Origin of the sequence: Actinoplanes awajinensis subsp. mycoplanecinus (assembly GCF_001509495.1) — a bacterium.
Classification (GTDB): domain Bacteria; phylum Actinomycetota; class Actinomycetes; order Mycobacteriales; family Micromonosporaceae; genus Actinoplanes; species Actinoplanes palleronii.
In genome coordinates this window covers 31,075-49,383 of sequence record NZ_LLZH01000071.1, presented here as the reverse complement: position 1 = coordinate 49,383, position 18,309 = coordinate 31,075, and the positions used below count along the sequence as shown (strand labels likewise).

The window sequence follows — 18,309 nt, the reverse complement described above, 5'->3', positions numbered from 1 at the left end:
GTGTCTCACTCCGTTCGCAGGGCCACCACCGGGTCGAGTTTCCCGGCCCGCTGGGCGGGGACCACACCGAAGATGATGCCGACCGCCGCGGACACCCCGAACGCCAGGGCCATCGACCACCAGGTGAGCGCGGCCGGGACCGGGCTGAGCCCGTCGACGATCAGGGCCGTCGCCGCGCCGAGCAACATGCCGAGCACTCCCCCGGTGGTGGTCAGCAGCACCGCCTCGAGCAGGAACTGGGTCCCGATGTCGCGGGGCCGGGCGCCGACCGCCTTGCGCAGGCCGATCTCCTTGGTGCGTTCCCGGACCGAGACCAGCATGATGTTGGAGACGCCGACGCCGCCGACGAGCAGGCTGATCCCGGCGATCGCGGCCAGCACCCCGGTCAGCACGCCGAGGATGTCGCCGAGCACGCCGAGGATCTGTTCCTGGGTGACCGCGCTGAAGTCGGTGTCCGGGTGCCGGTCGGTCAGGGTGGCGACCACGTCGGCGCCGAGCTGGTCGATCCGGTCGCGGTCCGGGGCGCGGATGGCGAGGCCGTCGATCCGGTCGGTGCCGAGCAGCCGTTGCGCGGCGGTCACCGGCACGTGCACCTCGCCGTCGCGGTCCACGCCGAGGCTCTGCCCGAGCTGCTCGAAGACGCCGATCACCCGGAACCGCACCCCGCCGATGGTCATCTGCCGGCCGATCGGGTCCCGGTCGCCGAAGAGCGTGCGGGCCACGCCGGCGCCGAGCACCGCCACCCGGCGGCCGGTGCTGACGTCGGCCCGGGTCAGGTAGGCGCCGCGGGCGAGTGTGCGGACGAAGACCGACGGGGTGGTCTCCAGGACGCCCTGCATGCTGGCGAACGCGGACCGCGATCCGGCCCGGACGGTCTCGCCGGACGCGATCGTCACGGCCACCCGGGAGCGGTCGCCGACCACCCGGCTGACCGCGTCGGCGTCCTCGAGGGTCATCGGTGAGCTGGTCGGTGCGGCGCCGGCGGTGAGTTTTCCGGGTACGACGATCAGCAGGTTCGAGCCGAGCCCCTCCACCTGGCGTTCGATCAGCTGTTTGGTGCCGGTCCCGATGGCGACCAGCGCGACCACGGCGGCCACCCCGATCACCACGCCGAGCATGGTGAGCAGGCTGCGCAGCCGGTTCGCCCGCAGCGCGTCGAGCGCGACCCGCCAGGCCTCCGCGACCCTCACGAGGCGGCCCTCACCAAAGCGGCCCTCACGAGGCGTCCGACGGAGCGACGATCAGGCCGTCCTTCATCAGGATCTGCCGGTTCGCCCGCGCGGCCACCTCCCGGTCGTGGGTGACCAGCACGACCGCGACCCCCTCGGCGTTCAGCGACTCCAGCAGCGTGAGGATGGACTGCCCGGTGGCCGAGTCCAGGTTGCCGGTCGGCTCGTCGGCCAGCAGCAGCGACGGGCCGGTGACCAGGGCGCGGGCGATCGCCACCCGCTGCTGCTCGCCGCCGGAGAGCTGGTTGGGCCGGTGGGCGATCCGGTGCGCGAGCCCGACCCGTTCCAGCATGGTGGCGGCCCGGGCCCGGCGCTCCCGGCGGCCGATGCCGCGGTAGACCAGCGGCAGGCCCACGTTGTCCTGTGCGGTGGTGCGGGCGAGCAGGTGGAACGACTGGAAGACGAAACCGATCGTGCTGTTGCGCAGGTCGGCGAGCTCGTTCGGGGTGAGCGCGCCGACGTCCCGGCCGCCGATCAGCAGGGTGCCGCTGGTCGGCCGGTCCAGCCCGCCGAGCAGGTGCATCAGCGTCGACTTGCCGGAGCCGGAGGTGCCGACGATGGCCAGGTAGTCGCCGGGCTCGACGGTCAGCGAGACGCCGCGCAGCGCCGGCACGGTGAAACCGTCGAGCTGGTAGGTGCGGGTGACCTCGGTGGCGACGACGGCCGGTGTCACGGGGCCTCGTCGCCGGACTTCACCCGGTCGGCACCGGAGACGACGATCCGCTCGCCCGCGGTCACCCCGGACACCACCTGGACGGTGTCCTCGCCCTGCACGCCGAGGCGGACCGGGACGGGCTGGTAGTGCCCGTCCTGGACGGACCAGACGGTGTCCCGCCCGTCCGTGCTCACCACGGCGGAGGCGGGCACGGTCACGGCCTGCTGGACCTGGCGGACCTTCAGCCGGATCACCGCGCTCATCCCGGGCCGCGGGGCCGGTGCGGCGCCGCTCCCGTCGGTGTACGTGCCCTTGCCCAGGTCCAGGCGCACCCGGTAGGAGACGCCGCCGCGGGCCGAGGTGGTGGGCAGCAGGTCGACCGAGCGGACCGTCGCGGTGTACGTGGCGCCGGTCGCCGCGTCCAGCTCCACGTCCGCGGCCACCCCGGCCCGCACCAGCAGCACGTCGGTCTCGTCGACCGAGGCGGCCAGGCCGAGCCGGCTCATGTCGACGACGGTCAGCATCGGGGTCCCGGCGGTCACGTAGGAGCCCTCGGCGACCGCCGAGTCCACCCCCTCGGAGCTCGTCGAGGTGACCCCGGCGCCGGTGCCGGCGCCACCGCCCGCCAGCAGCGAGGACAGGTCGGTGGCCGGGGCCTGGGCCGGGCCGCCCAGCTGCACCACCCCGGAGACCGGGGCGCGCAGGGTCAGGGCGTCGACGGCGGCGTCGGCCAGGTCGTACGCCTGCTGGGCCTGAAGCCGTTGCGCCGCGGACAGCGAGCCGACCGCCTCCCCGAGCGAGGAGACGCCGCGTTGCACCGCACGCAGCGCGGCCCCGGCCGCCTCCGACGACGCCGCGTACTGATCGCGGGCCGACGCGACCTGCTGCAGCAACGCGGCGCGCAGGGTCGGATCGGTGATCTTGTCGGCGGCCGCGCGGGCCTCCTCGAACGCCTTCTGGGCCTGCTTGTCGGTGCGCAGCCGGACCTGGGTGAACCCGGCGGTGCCGGCGGACGGCGCGGACCCGGACGGCGACTGCTCCAGAGCCCGCTTGGCGGCGGCGCGGCGGCGCTCCAGCTCGGGTGAGCGGATCACGGCCAGGATGGCGCCCTTCTTCACCCGGTCGCCGGGCTGGGCGAGCAGGTCGGTGACGGTGCCGGCGGCGGGCGCGGTCAGGGTGGCGGCGGTCCGGGCGGTGACCGACCCGGGCGCCTCGACGATCTCGTCAACGGTGCCGACGGCGGCGCTGCCCACGCGGACACCCGTGTCGTCGTCACCGCAGGAGGCGGCGGTCAGCAGGAGCAGTACCACGGATCCTGCGGCGAGCATCGCGGTTCTGGACACAGAGGCCACTCTATGTCGGGAAACGCGAACGGGCCGCCCCGAGAGGGACGGCCCGTTGCTGGCGGAAAACGATCAGGTGCCCGGGCGACGCCCGACGACCTTCACCGTCATGCCGATCTTGCCGATGCTGTAGTACTTCTTGGCGTCCTGCTCGAGCAGGTTGACGCAACCGTGCGAACCACGCCACTTGTCGTGGATGTACGTGGTGGTCTGGTGGAACCCGCGCCCGCCGATGAACCGCTGCCAGTACGGCAGCCACACCTCGTACGGGTCGGACCATTCCTTCTTCGTCCGCTTGTTGATGGTGAAGGTCCCGGCCGGCGTCTCGTAGTTGTTCATGCCGGTGCGGGTGACGGTCGGCTTGAGGTACACCTTCCCGTTCTTCATCACCCAGGTCGTCTGGTGGGTCAGATCGACGCAGAAGGTGATGCCCTTCTTCTTGGCCTTGCACGCCGCCGTCGACGTCATCCCGAGCCGCTTGGCGACATCCCAGGTGGTCGGGCCCGCGAGGCCCTTGGCCGGCGAGATGCCGAACCGCTTCTGGAACTTCACGATCGCGGCGCAGTCGGCGGCGGACTGCTTGCCGTCGACCGTGACGGCGCCGTATCCGCCGATCCTCTTCAGCCAGTACTCGACCTGCTTCTGGTACTTGCCGGTCGCGCAGGACGCCGCCGCGGCCTTCGTGACCACCGTGGTGGCCACCGTGGCGGTGACCGGTGCGGTCCGCACGGCGGCGCCGGCACTGGCCGGCGACATCACGGCCGCACCGAATCCGCCGCCCACCACGGCGGCCAGGACCGCGGTGGCGAGACGTGCGGTAACACGTTTCACTGCCAAATCACATCCTCCCCAGGAGTGTTGTCCGCACATCGAAGCACAACCACCCCACCGAAACGATCACGGGAAGGGACGTGACATGAAACCGGGATGCCATCGGCATCCCGGCATGTCTGCTTGAGGCGAACTCCGCTCGCGGGGAGTGGCGAAACGGTTACTTCTGGGGTGTGGCGAAGTCCTGCACCCAGTAGGGAGTCTTGTCGTGGCCGAGGGCCAGGCCGATGCCCATCTGGTCGAGCTTGCAGTCGAGGATGTTCTCCCGGTGACCGGGGCTGTCCATCCAGGCGACCATCGCCGCCCACGGGCTGTCCTGGCCCTTGGCGATGTTCTCGCCGTAGAAGCGCCAGTGGTATCCGGAGTTCTCCACCCGGTCGCCGGCCTTCTGACCGTTCGGCGACGCGTGGTCGAAGTAGGCGCGCTTGGCCATGTCGGCGGCGTGCCGGTTGGCCGCCTCGATCAGCCGCCGGTCCAGGGTGACCGCGCCGCAGCCGGCCTTCACCCGCTGCTGGTTGACCAGCGCCAGGATCTGCTGCTGGACCGGGGAGAGCGGGCTGGCCGAGACGCTCTCCGCGGTGACCGCGGTGCGGGAGGCGGCGATCGGGTCGGCCGCGGCGCGAGCGAGGTCCTGCGTGATCACGGGCTGCTCGCGGGCCGGTGTGCGGTGTTCCGCGGGGCTCTCCGCCGGCGGGTCCGGCTCGTGGGAAGGGCTCGCTCTCGGGGATCTGACCGGCGGCGCGACAGGTGGCGTGGACTCGTCGAACACCTCCGGCCCCTCGGGCGCTTCCCCGGCGTACCCATCAGGATCTTGATCTTCCGCGGGCACCGGCGGCGTCCCGGCAACCGCGACGCCCGGCACCTCGCCCGGCGGCTCCTGCGCCATGGCGCGTGTGGTGACGACCCCACCCGCGATCAAGGCGGTGACAGCCACACCGAGCACAACCAGAGGCTTACGCATAACGTCGTCGATCCCCACCTCGGTGCGCCCCGGCCTTCTCCGGAGCGCTCACAGAGTTGACCAACGTCACAGACGCGGGGCGGTCACTTCGCCGCCGGACCCGCGGTGGGTCACCGCTGTTTAGACAACCATTGATGTGTACGACCTGAGCAGGGCGAAGGAAGATCACCCCAATGCACACGCGTCGCACAATCGCACTGGATTCCGACAGAGTTCCCGCTATCGGGGTAATCCGGTACGGCAGTTCTGCCAACCGCCCGGCTGGCGCGGAACGTGGGGTGGCGTGGCTACGGTTCCCCGGTGCGTAACCGATATCTGGATCTGCTTCGTGCCGCAGCAATCGTCCGGGTGATCGTCTACCACCTCTTCGGCTGGTCCTGGCTGTCGATCGTGATGCCCGCCATGGGTGTCATGTTCGCGCTGGCGGGATCGCTGACCGCGGCGTCACTGGAGAGACGCCCGGCCGGTCAGGTCGTGACGTCCCGGCTGCGCCGGCTGCTCCCGCCGCTGTGGTTGCTCGGTGTCATCGCCGTACCGGTGATGATCTACCTGGGCTGGGCGCAGGAGGAGGACGGCGAACACCCCTTCAAGCCGTGGAAACTCGCCTTCTGGATTCTGCCGCTGGGTGACCCGCCCGGCAGCGAACTGGGCATCGACTCGTGGGAGCCGCTCTGGTACATCCGCGCGTACGTCTGGTTCATCCTGCTCTCGCCGGTGCTCTGGTTCGTCTGGAAGAAGCTCGGACCGGCCTGCTGGCTGCTGGTGTTCGCGCCGATCGTGGCGATCGTGGCGCTGGACAAGACCGGCTTCGGGCTGCCGGAGACCGCCGACGTGGTGATGTGGGACTTCGTCACCTACGCCGCGTGCTGGATCATGGGCTTCGCGCATCGGGACGGGCGGCTGCGCAGGCTGAGCCCGGCCACCGTGGTGATGCTGGTCTTCGTGCTCGGCGGCGCCGCGCTGTACTACCAGAACGGCCACCAGGGCGAGGACGCCTGGGACCTGAACGACGTCTCGGAGAGCCAGTCGCTCTACTCCCTGGCGTTCGTGCTGCTGGCCCTGCGCTGGCAGCCGAACATGGACTGGCTCGCCAAGGTCCGGCCGCTGGACCGGGCGGTCACGCTGCTCAACACCCGGGCGGTCACCGTCTACCTGTGGCACAACCTGGCCATCGCGGCGATCTGGCCGGTGCTCACGTTCATCACCTTCGACGAGCTGGGGCACTTCGAGAAGCCGGTCACGCTGGGCATGACGTTCGCGCTGACCGCGGTGGCGGTGCTGGCCTTCGGCTGGGTGGAGGACGTGGCCGCGCAGCGCAAGCCGCGGCTGTGGCCGGACATCGACACCCCGCCACCGGTGCGGGCTGCCGCTCCTTCCCCGGCCTCGTCGTCGCCGGAGTCGCCCGCTGCCGCGCTCGTGCCGGCGGCGGCCGGGCCGATGCCGTCGCCCGGGCCGACACCGGCCGGGTGGCCCGAGACGGATCCGGACGGCACGCCGCACGCCGGCTGGGCCGAGGTGGGACGGGACGAGCAGCCGTACGCCGGCCGGCCGCCGACCGGCGCGGCGGCCGCGACCCTTGACGAGTCGAAGCCGGCCACGCCGCTGACCGGCCGGCAGAAGACCCGGCAGGAGCGCAAGCGCGACGAGAACAACCTGATCCCCACGTGGTGGGCGCCGAAGGAGTGATCCGGACCGGCTCCGGGAGGTGCGGCGGGTGGGCCGCGCTCCCGGAGCCGGCCCCGGCCCGGGTTCCGCTGCGGGCCGGGGGTCGCTCGCGGCCTGGGCCGGGGCCGCTGCCGGCCTGGACCGGGACCGCTCGCGGCTTGGGACGGGGGTCGCTCGCGGCTTGGACCGGGGGTCGCTCGCGGGCTCGCGGCAATGCGAGCGAAGCTCGTAAATCGCACCAAATCCTCGCTAGCCTGGGGCCGTGGGGCAGCTAGGTGAGGCGCTGGCTCCGGCGCTGGACGCCGGATTGGTCGCCCTGGTCTTCCAGGCCGGCCCGTTTTTCTGCGCGTTGCCGCTCGACGAGGTGATCGAGACGATGCGGCCACTGCCGACCCGGCCGCTGGCCGGCACCCCGCCGTACGTCAGAGGTCTGACGATCCTGCGCGGCGAGCCGTCCCCGGTGATCGACGTGACCCGGCTGCTGACCGGCGTGACGTCCGAAATCGATCGGTACGTGGCGGTCCGCGCCGGACGCGGGCCGGTGGCCTGCGCGACCGGGCCGGTGCTCGGCGTGCGCACCGTCCGGGCCAGCCCGCCGGAGGGACCGAGCACCCTGTTCACCGGCGCGTCCCGCTCCCTGGTCGCGGCGGTCGGCACCCTCGGCACCGAGCCGCTGCTCGTGCTGCGCAGCATCCGTACCGTCCCGGACGAGGTCTGGGAAGCCGCCGCCCGCGAGCACACCACCGGAGTCCCGGCGTGACGACCACCGACGCGCCCCTGATCCGCTTCCGGGGCATCCTCGAGCGACGGCTCGGCTGGACCACCGCCGACACCGAGGCGGTGCCGATCCTGCCGGTCCTGGCCGAACGGGCCGCCGCCCACCGCCTGTCCGAGAGTGCCTATCTGGACCGGCTGGTAGCGCAGCTCTGGCCGGAGGAGACCGCGCTGCTCGCCGAGCGGCTCAGCATCACCGAGACCTACTTCTTCCGGCACGGCGACCAGTTCCGCGCGCTCACCGAACGGGTGCTGCCGGAACGGCTCCGGACCCGGGCCGGGCAGCGGGTGCTGCGCCTGCTGTCGGTGGGGTGCTCGTCCGGCGAGGAGCCTTACTCGCTGGCGATCGCGGCGCTCGGCGCGCGGCCCGGCCGGGACTGGATCGTGTCGGTGGTCGGCGCCGACGCGAACCCGGAGATGCTGCGGCGGGCCGGGCGGGCGGTGTACTCGGAGTGGGCGCTGCGGGAGACCCCGCGCGACGTCCGGGGCCGGTGGTTCCAGCAGACCGAGGGCGGGTTCGCGGTCGACCCCGAGGTCGTCCGGTCGGTGCAGTTCGTCGAGCACAACGTCGCCGAACCGGCCGAGCCCCGGATCTGGCAGACCGGCCGGTACGACGTGATCTTCTGCCGCAACCTGCTGATGTATCTGACCAAGGCCACCGTGACCGGGCTGATCGGGCGGATGACCGACTCGCTCGCGCCCGGCGGCGCGCTCTTCCTCGGGCACACCGACTCGCTCGGCAGCGATCCGCACGGCTTCACCGTGGAGCACTTCGGCGACACGGTGTTCTACCGGCGCGACTCGCCCCGGGCCGCCGAACCCACCCGCCCCCGAGCTCCGGTGGAAGCCCCGCCCACCGCCGCGCCGGTCGAGATCGACGCGTACGCCAAGGCCCTGGAACTGCTCCGGGACGAGCGGTTCGTCGAGGCATTCGACGTGATCACCACGGTGCTGCCCCGGCGGCGGCCGCGCGAGCTGCTGCTGCACGGCGTGCTGCTGGCACAGCGCGGGCGGCTCGCCGAGGCCCGGGACGCCGCGCGGCACCTGATCGACTCGGGCGGCACCCATCCGGACGCGCACCAGCTGCTCGGCTTCTGCCACGAGGTGGACGAGCCGGACCAGGCGGCCGGGCAGTACCGGCTCGCGGCGTTCCTCGACCCGGGCTTCGCCATGCCCCGGCTGCGGCTCGGACTGCTGGCCCGGCGGCGCAACGACGGGCCGACCGCGAGCGTCGACCTGTCCGCCGCGCTGGAGCTGCTGCCCCGGGAGACCGAGGAGCGGATCACCCTGTTCGGCGGCGGGTTCGGACGGCTGACGCTGAGCGCGCTGTGCCGTACCGAGCTGGACGCGGCCACCACCCGAGGGGCGAACCGGCGGTGACCCAGCAGATCCACGGCCGGGTGGAGCGGCTGCGCGCCGACTTCGACCATTCGTTCGCGGTGCCGGCCCGCACCCTCGACGACGAGGCGGTGGAGCTGCTGGCGGTGGGGGTGGGCGGACGGCCGTACGCGTTGCGCCTCTCGCAGACCTCCGGTCTGCACCCGGACCGCCCGGTCGTGCCGCTGCCCAGCTCGGTGCCGGCGCTGCGCGGGCTGGCCGGTTTCGCCGGCGTGGTGATCCCGGTCTACGACCTGGCCGCCCTGCTCGGCCACCCGATCCCGGAGGACCCGCGCTGGCTGGTGCTGGCCGCCGGCGGCCCGCCCCTCGCACTCGCCTTCCAGCAGCTCGATCACCACGTCCGGGTGCCGGCCACCGCCGTCGTCGACGGGTCCGGGGCGGCCGCGGCCGCCCGGGGCTGCCTGCGCGGCATGGTCCAGCTGCCGGACGGCAACCGGCCGATCATCGACATGGCGGCCACCCGCGACCTGGTCCATCGGATGGCCGGGCATGAGCACTCGGAGGCTTCTTCGTGATGTCCGGACGCACATTCGGCCGCAAGCTGGCCGTCGGAGTCGGGATCACCGGCGTGCTGACCCTCTTCTCGGTGATGCTGGCCGCGGGCTGCCTGCTCTTCGTGACACAGGCCAAGGACAAGGTGATCACCGCGGCCACCAACGAGCTGGCCGGCGCGGAGAACCTCGGCCGGCTGATGGAGAAACGGCTCGGCGACTACCGGGCCTACCTGCTCTACAAGACCGACGAGTTCCTGAACGCCGCGGCGCAGGACCGCATCGACTTCCGGAGTCAGCTCACCGCGCTGGCGAGCAGTGCCGACCCGACGGTCAAGGCGCTGCTCGACCGGATCTCCGACGCCGAGGAGAAGCACGCCGCGGCGATCGACGTCGTGATCGCCCTGCGGGCCAAGTCGGACAGCCCGCTGGTCGCCTCCACGCTCAACACCAACACCGCGGTGCCGCTGCGCAAGGAGGTGCTGGCCGCCCTGGGCGAGATGATCACCCGGGTCCGGGCGGACGTCACCGACGACCGCACCCGCTCGTCACGGCAGGCCACCATCGCGATCGTGGTGATCCTGTCGCTGGGGGCGATCACCGCGGCGTGCTCGATCGTGGTGGCCTGGCGGCTGAGCCGGGACCTGCGCCGCGAGGTGGGCGCCGCGGTCGGGCACATCCAGAGCTCCTCGGCGCAGCTGGAGGCGGCGGCCGCGCAACAGGCCAACGGCGGCCGGGACCAGGCCAGCGCGATGAACGAGATCACCACCACGATCAACGAACTGCTGATCACGTCCCGGCAGATCGCCGACAGCGCCCAGCGGGTCTCCAAGATCGCCGAGGACACCGAGACCGCAGCCCGCACCGGCGACCAGACCATCGCGCAGACCCGCGCCTCGATCACCGCGATCCGTACCCAGGTCGACCAGATCGTCCAGCACATGCTGGCGCTCGGCGAGAAGTCGCAGCAGATCGGCGGCGTCGTCGACCTGGTCTCGGAGCTGGCCGAGCAGACCAACATCCTGGCGATCAACGCCACCATCGAGGCGAGCGGGGCCGGCGAGTGGGGCCGCCGGTTCGCCGTGGTGGCCGAGGAGATCCGCAAGCTCGCCGACCGGACCGCGGCCTCGGCCAAGGAGATCCGGACGATGATCGAGGACGTCCGCGGCGCGGTGAACACCACGGTGATGGCCACCGAGATCGGCGCCAAGGCGGTCGACGCCGGCTCCCGGCAGTTCGACGACGCCACGAACGCGTTCCGGGACATCGCCCAGCTCGTGTCCACCACCAACGACGCCACCCGGGAGATCGAGCTCTCCACCAAGCAGCAGACCACCGCCGTCGAGCAGGTGAACGTGGCCGCCTCGGACACCGCCCGGGTGTCGCGGGAGACCGAGTCCAGCGCGGTGCAGACCAAGCAGACCGCCGCGCACCTGAGCACGCTCTCCGGCGACCTGCTGGAACTGGTCGGGAACCGGGGCCACTGAGATGCCGGAGAACCGGGATCCGCTGCGCTATTTCCGGATCGAGGCGCAGGAACTGGTCGAGCAGATCAGCTCCGGCGTGCTCGACCTGGACCAGCGGCCCGGTCCGGAACCGGTGGCCAAGCTGCTGCGGGTGGCGCACACCCTCAAGGGCGCCGCCCGGGTGGTGAAACAGAAGGAGATCGCCGACCGGACGCACGAGTTCGAGGAGATCCTGGTCCCGTACCGGGACGACCCGGCCGGGCTGGCGGTGGCCGACATGCGCGAGCTGCTGCGGCTCAACGACGAGATCAGCGCGCAGGTGGCGGCGCTCTCCCACCCCGCCGCTCCGGTGGATGCACCGGCCACGGCGACACCGCTGGAGGTGGCGGAGGGCACCGCCGACGTCGCCGAGGAGGAGTTCGTCGCGTCCCGGGCCTCCACCGAGGACCTGGACGAGCTGCTGGACGCGATCGGGGAGACCAACTCGCGGATGGCGCCGCTGCGGGCCGGCTGCCACACCCTGGACACACTGCACCGGACCGCCGAGACGCTGCTCGATCAGCTGCGCGGTGGCCGGGCCTCGACCAGCCTGACCCGGACCTCGGCACAGCGGCTGGCCGCCGAGCTGGGCAGCGCCGGGCGCCGGCTGATCGACGCGGTCGACCAGGTGGAACGGGAACTCGACGACGTCCGGGCCAAAGCCGAGGCGCTGCGGCTGGTGCCGGCCGGCAGCATCTTCACCGCGCTGCGCCGGGCGGTCCGGGACGCGGCCGACGGCGAGGACAAGCGGGTGCGGTTCGTCGCGCACGGCGCCGAGGTGAAGATGGGCTCGCACCTGCTCGGCCCGATCAACGCGGCGTTCCTGCACGTGGTGCGCAACGCCGTGGTGCACGGCCTGGAACCGCCGGCCGAGCGGGTGGCGGCCGGCAAACCCGCCGACGGGACGGTGACCTTCGAGGTGGAGCGGCGGGGCCGGTTCGCGGCGTTCCGCTGCGTCGACGACGGGCGGGGGTTCGACGTGACCGCGTTGCGGCAGAAGGCACAGGCCCGGGGCCTTCTCACCGGCGGCGGCGCCGGCGAGAGCGAGGTGCTCGAGCTGGTGATGCACGGCGGGATCAGCACCTCCGCGGCGGTGACCGAGGTGTCCGGGCGGGCGATCGGGATGGACGTGCTGCGCGACACCGCGGCGCAGCTGCACGGCGACGTGAAGATCCGCAGCAAGCCCGGTGTCGGCGCCACCGTCGAGCTGGTCGTGCCGCTCGCGCTGCTGAGCATGACCGGGCTGCTGGTCGAGGCCGGCGGCACGATGGCGTCGCTGCCGCTGGACGCGGTCCGCGCCTGCGTACGGCTGTCGGCGATGGAGGCGGCCACCGCCGCGGCCACCGGCAAACTGGTCTACCAGGGCACCGCGGCGCCGTTCCGGCCGCTGGTCGAGGCGCTCTACACCGGGCGGGCGGTGCCGGACGCGGCCGGGCCGGGCGTCGCCGTCCTGGTGCACGCCGGCGAGGGCACCGCGGCGATCGGCGTGGACCGGCTCTGCGGCACCCACGCGCTGGTCGCCCGCCCGCTGCCGGACCTGGCCCCGTCCACCGCGGTGGTCGGCAGCGTCTCGGTCGACGCCGACGGTAACCCCCGGCTGGTCCTCGACCCGCTGGGGCTGGCCGCCGAGATGCTGCGCGGCGACGGCGGCGGCCACCGCACGGCGACCGTGACCTCCGCTCCCCCGCTGCCGATCCTGGTGGTCGACGACTCGCTGACCACCCGGATGCTGGAACGCAGCATCCTCGAGTCGGCCGGGTACCAGGTCGACCTGGCCGCCTCCGGCGAGGAGGGCCTGGACCAGGCCCGCTCCCGGCAGTACGGCCTGTTCCTCACCGACATCGACATGCCCGGCATCGACGGGTTCACCTTCGTCGAACGCACCCGCGCCGATCCGGAGCTGGCCGGGGTACCGGCCATCCTGGTGAGTTCCCGGGCCAGCGCCGAGGACCGGGACCGCGGCATGCGGGCCGGTGCCAGCGCCTACGTGGTCAAGGGCGAGTTCGACCAGGAGGAGCTGCTCGCACACATCCGCCGCCTGGTGGTGCGCGCGTGATCCGGGTGCTGGTCGTCGAGGATTCCCTGACCATGCGCCATCACCTGCGCGAAGCCCTGGCCGAGGACCCGGAGATCCAGGTGGTCGGCGAGGCGTCGACCGGCGAGCAGGCCGTCGAGATGACCGGCCGGCTGCGCCCCGACGTGATCACGATGGACATGATGCTGCCCGGGATCAGCGGGCTGCAGGCGACCGAGCACATCATGGCCGAGCACCCCACCCCGATCCTGGTGGTGTCCTCGGCCGATCGGCGGGAGCTGTTCAGCACGTACAACGCGCTCGCCGCGGGCGCGGTGGACGTGCTGGAGAAGCCGCGCGGCGACGAGTCGGACGGGGACTGGTCGCCGCGGCTGCGCCGTACCCTGCGGGTGGTGTCCCGGATCCGGGTGATCACCCATCCGCGGGCCCGGCTGGACGGCCGGGTCGACGCGGCGCCGGTGCCGCCGCCCGTCCCCGCGGTGGCCGCCGCCACCCGTCCCCTGGCGGGCTCGCTGTCGCTGGTCGCGGTCGGCGCGTCGACCGGCGGGCCGGGTGCGCTCACCGAGCTGATCCGGGGGCTGCCGGCCGACTTCCGTACCCCGGTGCTGTGCGTGCAGCACATCGCGGCCAGCGAGCAGTTCGCGGTGGCGTTCTCCGACTGGCTGGCCGGGCAGACCGGCCGCCGGGTCCGGTACGCCCAGGACGGCGAACCGGTGCGCGCGCTCACCAACCAGATCCTGCTCGCCCCGCCGGACCGGCACCTCTACGTCCGTGACCATGTGCTGCACCTCTCCGACGGCCCGCCGCGGCACTCCTGCCGGCCGTCGGTCGACGTGCTCTTCGAGTCGGTGGCCACCGAGTACGGCCAGGCGGCGGCCGGCTGCCTGCTGACCGGGATGGGCCGGGACGGCGCGGCCGGGCTGCTGGCGATGCGCAACCGGGGCGCGATCACGTTCGCCCAGGACGAGATGAGCTGCACGGTCTACGGCATGCCCCGGGAAGCCGCCCTGCTCGGCGCGGCCGTGCACATCCTGCCCCCGGCCCGGATCTCGGCTCGGCTGGCCGAGCTGCACCCGGCGGCGAACCGCCGATGACACCGACCGTGCTGATCGTCGACGACAGCCTGACCGTACGGATGGACCTGCACGACGCGTTCTCCGACGACGGCTTCGTCACCATCCTGTGTGCCACCGGGGCCGAGGCCCGGGACGCGTTCGCCGGTGCGCAGTTCGACGCCGCGGTGCTGGACGTGCTGCTGCCCGACGCGGACGGCCTGGAGCTGCTCACCGAGCTGCGCGGCTCCCCGGCGCACGCCGAGGTGGTGACGATGCTGCTCTCGGTGGAGAGCGAGGTCACCGACCGGCTGGCCGGGCTGCGGATCGGGGCGGACGAGTACGTCGGCAAGCCGTACGACGTCGGCTACGTGGTCGCCCGCACCCGGCAGCTGCTCGGCGAGGCGCCGGTGCGCACCGCCGACGGGATACCGATCGTGCTGGTCATCGACGACAGCATGACGTTCCGGGAGAAGCTGCGCGAGCTGCTCGAACCGGAGGGGTACGCGGTGCTGACCGCGAACAGCGGCGAGGAGGGCCTGCGGATGGCCGCCGACCGCCGCCCGAACGCGGTGATCGTCGACGGGGTGATGCCGGGCATCGACGGCGCCACCGTGATCCGCCGGATCCGGCTCGACCCGGCCCTGCGCGACACCCCGTGCCTGCTGATGACCGCCGCCGACGACTACGCCACCGAGATGCAGATGCTGGACGCCGGCGCCGACGCGTTCGTCCGCAAGCAGCAGGACCTGGCGGTGGTGCTGGCGAAGCTGGCCGCGGTGCTGCGGCAGGCCGCCGAGCAGCTCCCGATCGAGGCGATCGGCAGCCTGCACGGGCCCGGCAAGGTGCTGACCGTCAGCCCGGACCGCGACGACCTGGACGACTGGGCCGAGGCGCTGCGCGCCGAGGGGTACGACGTGATCGCCTGCACCGGCGTCGAGGACGCCCTGGACCTGCTCGCCGAGCAGACCGCCGACTGCATCGTGCTGGGTGTCGACAGCGACCTGGACCGGGCCAAGGACGCCTGCCAGCGGATCCGGGAGGTGCCGGTGATCGGCGACCTCCCCCTGATCATGGCCGGTGGCGAGGACGCCATGGTCGCCTGCCTGGCGGCCGGCGCGGACGACTACGTGCGCCAGGCCGACATCACCGACGGCCTGCGGGTGCACGTACGCGCCCAGATCCGCCGCAAGCAGTCGCACGACGAGGCGCGCCGGATCCGCGAGGAGCTGATGCGCCGTGAGCTGGACGCCGCCGGGGAACGGGCGGCCCGCCAGCTGGCCGAGACCCGGGCCGCGATGGTCGAGGAGCTGGAGTGGCGCAACCGGGAGCTGGAGGCGTTCTCCGGCTCGGTCTCGCACGACCTGCGCGGCCCGCTGCAGGTGATCAGCAGTTTCGCCGAGCACATGCTGGAGGAGTCCGACGACGAGCCGCTCGGCGGCCAGACCCGGCACCGGCTGACCCGGATCCACGCGGCCGCGCTGCGGATGGCCGACCTGGTCGAGTCACTGCTGATCCTGGCCCAGGCCAGCCGTGGTGAGCTGCGCCGCAGCACCTTCGACCTGACCGAGACGATCCACCAGGTGTGTGCCGAGGTGGCCGCCCGGGACCCGGCGCACCGGGTCGAGTTCGTGGTGCAGGACGGCCTGTTCGCGGACGCCGACGAGGGCCTGGTCCGGGTGATCCTGGAGAACCTGATCAACAACGCGGTGAAGTTCACCCGCAAGGTCGAGAAGCCGGTGATCCGGGTGGGCCGGGAGAACGGCGGCTTCTTCGTGCGCGACAACGGCGCCGGATTCCCGGCGGGCAAGGCCGGCGAGCTGTTCCGGCCGTTCGCCCGGCTGCACGACGCCCGGGACTTCCCGGGCACCGGGATCGGGCTGACCACCGTGCACCGGGCGGTGGAACGGCACGGCGGCGAGATCCGGGCCGAGGGCGAGGAGGGTCAGGGCGCCACGTTCTGGTTCAGCCTGCCACCGGCCGAGACGCACAAGGGACCGGAGCGACGCGACGCCGCGCGCCGCTCCGGGTGAGCGCTCAGCTCACGTACGCCAGGCCGTCGGAGACCACGGCCGGGCGCCCGCCGGTGCCGGCCACCACGATCATGACCGTGTGCTTCTTGGCGGTCAGCGCCTTCACCCACAGCGCCTGCCGGTACGTCGTCGAGCCGGACTTCGTGTCGAGGGTGGCCACCTTCTTGCCGTCCAGGTAGACGTACGCCTTACCGGTCCTCGGCCCGCGCGCGAACAGCAGCGCCGCCGACCGGCCGGTGAAGGTGTAGGTCAGCTTGGCGTTCTTCTTGTTCGCCGTCAGCGCTCTGCCACCCACGTAGGAAGCGGCCGACCGGTTCGTCCAGGTGCCGGTCTTCTTGGCCTTGGTCTCGGCGAGCAGGACCACGGCCCGGTTCGCCGACGCGGTCCGGGTGTTGCCGGCCACGTCGCGCGCGGTGACCGTGTAGGTCAGCCGGCCGCCCGGCTTGACGGTGGTGGCCCAGCCGCTCACCGTGCCGGCCAGCACGGCCGCCCGCGGTTTGCTGACCGTGATCGAGGCGACCGTGAGGTTGTCGCGCGCGGTGAACCCGACGGCGACCGGCACCGACGCGGTGCTGTAGGCGCCGGTGCGCAGGTTCACCGCCGGCGTGGTCAGGGTCGGCGCCGTCGGGTCGCCGTAGACCGTGGCACCGACCCGGGCGGTGCTGCCGGAGGTGTGCACGGCCAGCACGGTCACGGTGTGCCGGCCGGGCGTGATCGCCGGACTCGCGCTGCGGGCCGTGCCGGCCAGCGTGCTGACCTTCCGGCCGTCCACCTGCACCTCGATGCGGGCCACCTCGGCCGCGGCGGTCGCCATCGTCCAGGTGAGGGTGGCGGTGTTGCGGACGTACCAGGCGCCGCCGGCGTAGCCGCCGGTCACCGACTTGAGCGTCAAACCGGTCACCATCAGCTGCGACTTGGCCCGGATGGCGGGCAGCCGGGTGTACAGGTTGGCGCCGGGGCAGAGGGTGGCGTCCATGTCGCTGTGCCCGGCCAGGCGCGGCACGGTGACCTTGTCACCCTGCTTCCACTTGCCGTTGGTCACGCCGGCCACGACCGTGACGCTGCTCGTCGGGTTGTAGCCGTACTTGCCCAGGCGGGCCGCGGCGAGCTGCGCGATCGTCGTCTCGATCGCGTCGTTGGAGGGCGCGCTGCGGTAGTCGCCGAGCACCGCGACCGCCGCGTAGCCGGTGTTGAAGCCCACCGTGTGGGCGCCGACCACCGGGGTCTCCACGCCGCCCCGGCGGCCCTCGAAGAGGGTGCCGCACTTGTCGAGCATGTAGTTGTAGCCCAGATCGGACCAGCCGTTGCTCTTCACGTCGTAGATCTGGATGCTGCGCACGATCGCGGCCGAGTCGGCACAGCTGTAGTCGTTGCTGTTCGCGGTGTGCACGGTGTGGTGCACCCAGAGCGCCTTGACCTCGGGGGCCACGCTGACCGGCCCGACGATCGTCTCGTCAGCGCTCCACTGCTTGCGGGAGACGTACGCCGGGAACTGCGCCTTGACCGGGACGGTCGAGGTGGGAACCGGTGCCGGGGTGCTGGCGGTGGCCGGCGGCGTGGTCGTGGCGGTGGTCGCGGCGGCGGTGGTCCGGCTGGGCGACGGCACACTCGACGAGGGCAGGGTGGCCGGCGGCAGGCTGGACGGGGCGCTGCTGGACGGGACACCGGTGGAGGGGCTCTCGCTCGGCGTTCCCTCGCTCGACGGCGACGCGGACGGGCTGACCGACGTGGACGCCGACGGTGCGCCGGTCGGGTCCTCCTCGAGGACCATGCCGCCACCACTGCCACCCGGCTCGCGGCCCGGGTCGATCAGGTCGAGGCGCAGGCCCGCGGGCAGCCCGCCGGCCTGCCCCTGGATCCGGGTGGCCACGCCGTCCGAGTCGCCCACCCAGAGCGGATCGGTGGCGCCGCGCCGCCCGGGTGCGGCGGCCTCCGCGCCGTCCGGGGCGGTGTCGCCGATCGACAGCGACTGCCAGCCGGACCACCTGCCGGTGGCCACGCCGCGGGTGCGGACCTGGACGGTGCCGGACGGTTTGTCGGCCGGGTCGGCCCAGGTGACGCCGAGCAGGCTGAACCGGTCGGTGTCCCGCTGCGGCACGCCGGCCGGCGAGGCCACGTCGAGGGTGTGCAGCGCGGTCGTGATCCGTGGCGGTTCGGCATTCGGTTCGGGTGGCAGCACGGTGACCCCCGCGGCCACCGTGCTGCCACCGGAACCGGGCCCGGACGGCCAGGTGAGCACCGCGACCCCACCACCGGCGGCGAGGACGGCCACCGCCGCGCCGATCCCGATCGTTGCACGCCGTTTCATCCACGCCCCCGCATGTTCAAAGAATCTTG

At 72.7% G+C, this 18,309-nt stretch carries 14 protein-coding genes; 8 read left to right on the top strand and 6 right to left on the bottom strand.

Translation table 11 applies throughout. From position 1 onward, the window contains the following. Nucleotides 1-5: 5 nt before the first annotated feature. The 5 genes from ADL15_RS11350 to ADL15_RS51320 all read right to left on the bottom strand — a co-directional run bounded on the left by ADL15_RS11350 (nucleotide 6) and on the right by ADL15_RS51320 (nucleotide 4,944). Nucleotides 6-1,190 (bottom strand): ABC transporter permease, encoded by a 1,185-nt coding sequence (locus tag ADL15_RS11350; RefSeq protein WP_067688110.1) that lies wholly within the window; start codon nucleotides 1,188-1,190, stop codon nucleotides 6-8. Nucleotides 1,191-1,215: 25 nt separating this feature from the next. Next, complete coding sequence (locus tag ADL15_RS11345) at nucleotides 1,216-1,902, bottom strand: ABC transporter ATP-binding protein (RefSeq protein ID WP_067688107.1); 687 nt, start codon at nucleotides 1,900-1,902, stop codon at nucleotides 1,216-1,218. Continuing rightward, complete coding sequence (locus ADL15_RS11340) at nucleotides 1,899-3,212, bottom strand: efflux RND transporter periplasmic adaptor subunit (RefSeq protein ID WP_067688104.1); 1,314 nt, start codon at nucleotides 3,210-3,212, stop codon at nucleotides 1,899-1,901. Before ADL15_RS11340 ends, ADL15_RS11345 begins: the two co-directional genes overlap by 4 nt. An 87-nt stretch (nucleotides 3,213-3,299) precedes the next feature. Continuing rightward, nucleotides 3,300-4,058, bottom strand: coding sequence for a L,D-transpeptidase family protein (locus tag ADL15_RS11335; protein WP_067688101.1), 759 nt, complete (start codon nucleotides 4,056-4,058; stop codon nucleotides 3,300-3,302). A gap of 160 nt (nucleotides 4,059-4,218) precedes the next feature. Beyond that, nucleotides 4,219-4,944: a CAP domain-containing protein gene (locus tag ADL15_RS51320; protein WP_198170721.1), complete on the bottom strand. Its 726-nt coding sequence runs from the start codon at nucleotides 4,942-4,944 to the stop codon at nucleotides 4,219-4,221. 375 nt (nucleotides 4,945-5,319) lie between these two features. On the opposite strand from ADL15_RS51320, the gene ADL15_RS11325 reads away from it, so the two are divergent. The 8 genes from ADL15_RS11325 (at nucleotide 5,320) to ADL15_RS11290 (ending at nucleotide 15,972) form a co-directional block, all read left to right on the top strand. Then, nucleotides 5,320-6,705, top strand: coding sequence for an acyltransferase family protein (locus ADL15_RS11325; RefSeq protein ID WP_083971143.1), 1,386 nt, complete (start codon nucleotides 5,320-5,322; stop codon nucleotides 6,703-6,705). Nucleotides 6,706-6,946: 241 nt separating this feature from the next. After that, nucleotides 6,947-7,444 (top strand): chemotaxis protein CheW, encoded by a 498-nt coding sequence (locus ADL15_RS11320; protein ID WP_067688092.1) that lies wholly within the window; start codon nucleotides 6,947-6,949, stop codon nucleotides 7,442-7,444. After that, entirely contained in the window at nucleotides 7,441-8,838 is a 1,398-nt protein-coding gene (locus tag ADL15_RS11315; protein WP_067688089.1) for a CheR family methyltransferase, read from the top strand. Before ADL15_RS11320 ends, ADL15_RS11315 begins: the two co-directional genes overlap by 4 nt. Continuing rightward, a complete protein-coding gene (locus ADL15_RS11310; protein WP_067688086.1) occupies nucleotides 8,835-9,371 on the top strand; it encodes a chemotaxis protein CheW in 537 nt (178 codons plus the stop codon). Before ADL15_RS11315 ends, ADL15_RS11310 begins: the two co-directional genes overlap by 4 nt. Next, entirely contained in the window at nucleotides 9,371-10,834 is a 1,464-nt protein-coding gene (locus tag ADL15_RS11305; RefSeq protein WP_067688083.1) for a methyl-accepting chemotaxis protein, read from the top strand. Before ADL15_RS11310 ends, ADL15_RS11305 begins: the two co-directional genes overlap by 1 nt. 1 nt (nucleotide 10,835) lies before the next feature. Further along, a complete protein-coding gene (locus tag ADL15_RS11300; RefSeq protein ID WP_067688080.1) occupies nucleotides 10,836-12,908 on the top strand; it encodes a hybrid sensor histidine kinase/response regulator in 2,073 nt (690 codons plus the stop codon). Next, the gene (cheB, locus tag ADL15_RS11295) at nucleotides 12,905-13,981 is read left to right on the top strand and encodes a chemotaxis-specific protein-glutamate methyltransferase CheB (protein ID WP_067688077.1); all 1,077 of its coding nucleotides are present in this window, start codon (nucleotides 12,905-12,907) and stop codon (nucleotides 13,979-13,981) included. Before ADL15_RS11300 ends, cheB begins: the two co-directional genes overlap by 4 nt. Beyond that, nucleotides 13,978-15,972 (top strand): response regulator, encoded by a 1,995-nt coding sequence (locus ADL15_RS11290; protein WP_067688074.1) that lies wholly within the window; start codon nucleotides 13,978-13,980, stop codon nucleotides 15,970-15,972. The genes cheB and ADL15_RS11290 overlap by 4 nt, the downstream gene beginning before the upstream one ends. 4 nt (nucleotides 15,973-15,976) lie before the next feature. Here the strand turns inward: ADL15_RS11290 and ADL15_RS11285 are convergent, their stop codons facing one another. Then, a complete protein-coding gene (locus ADL15_RS11285; protein WP_067688071.1) occupies nucleotides 15,977-18,280 on the bottom strand; it encodes an N-acetylmuramoyl-L-alanine amidase in 2,304 nt (767 codons plus the stop codon). Nucleotides 18,281-18,309 lie beyond the last annotated feature (29 nt).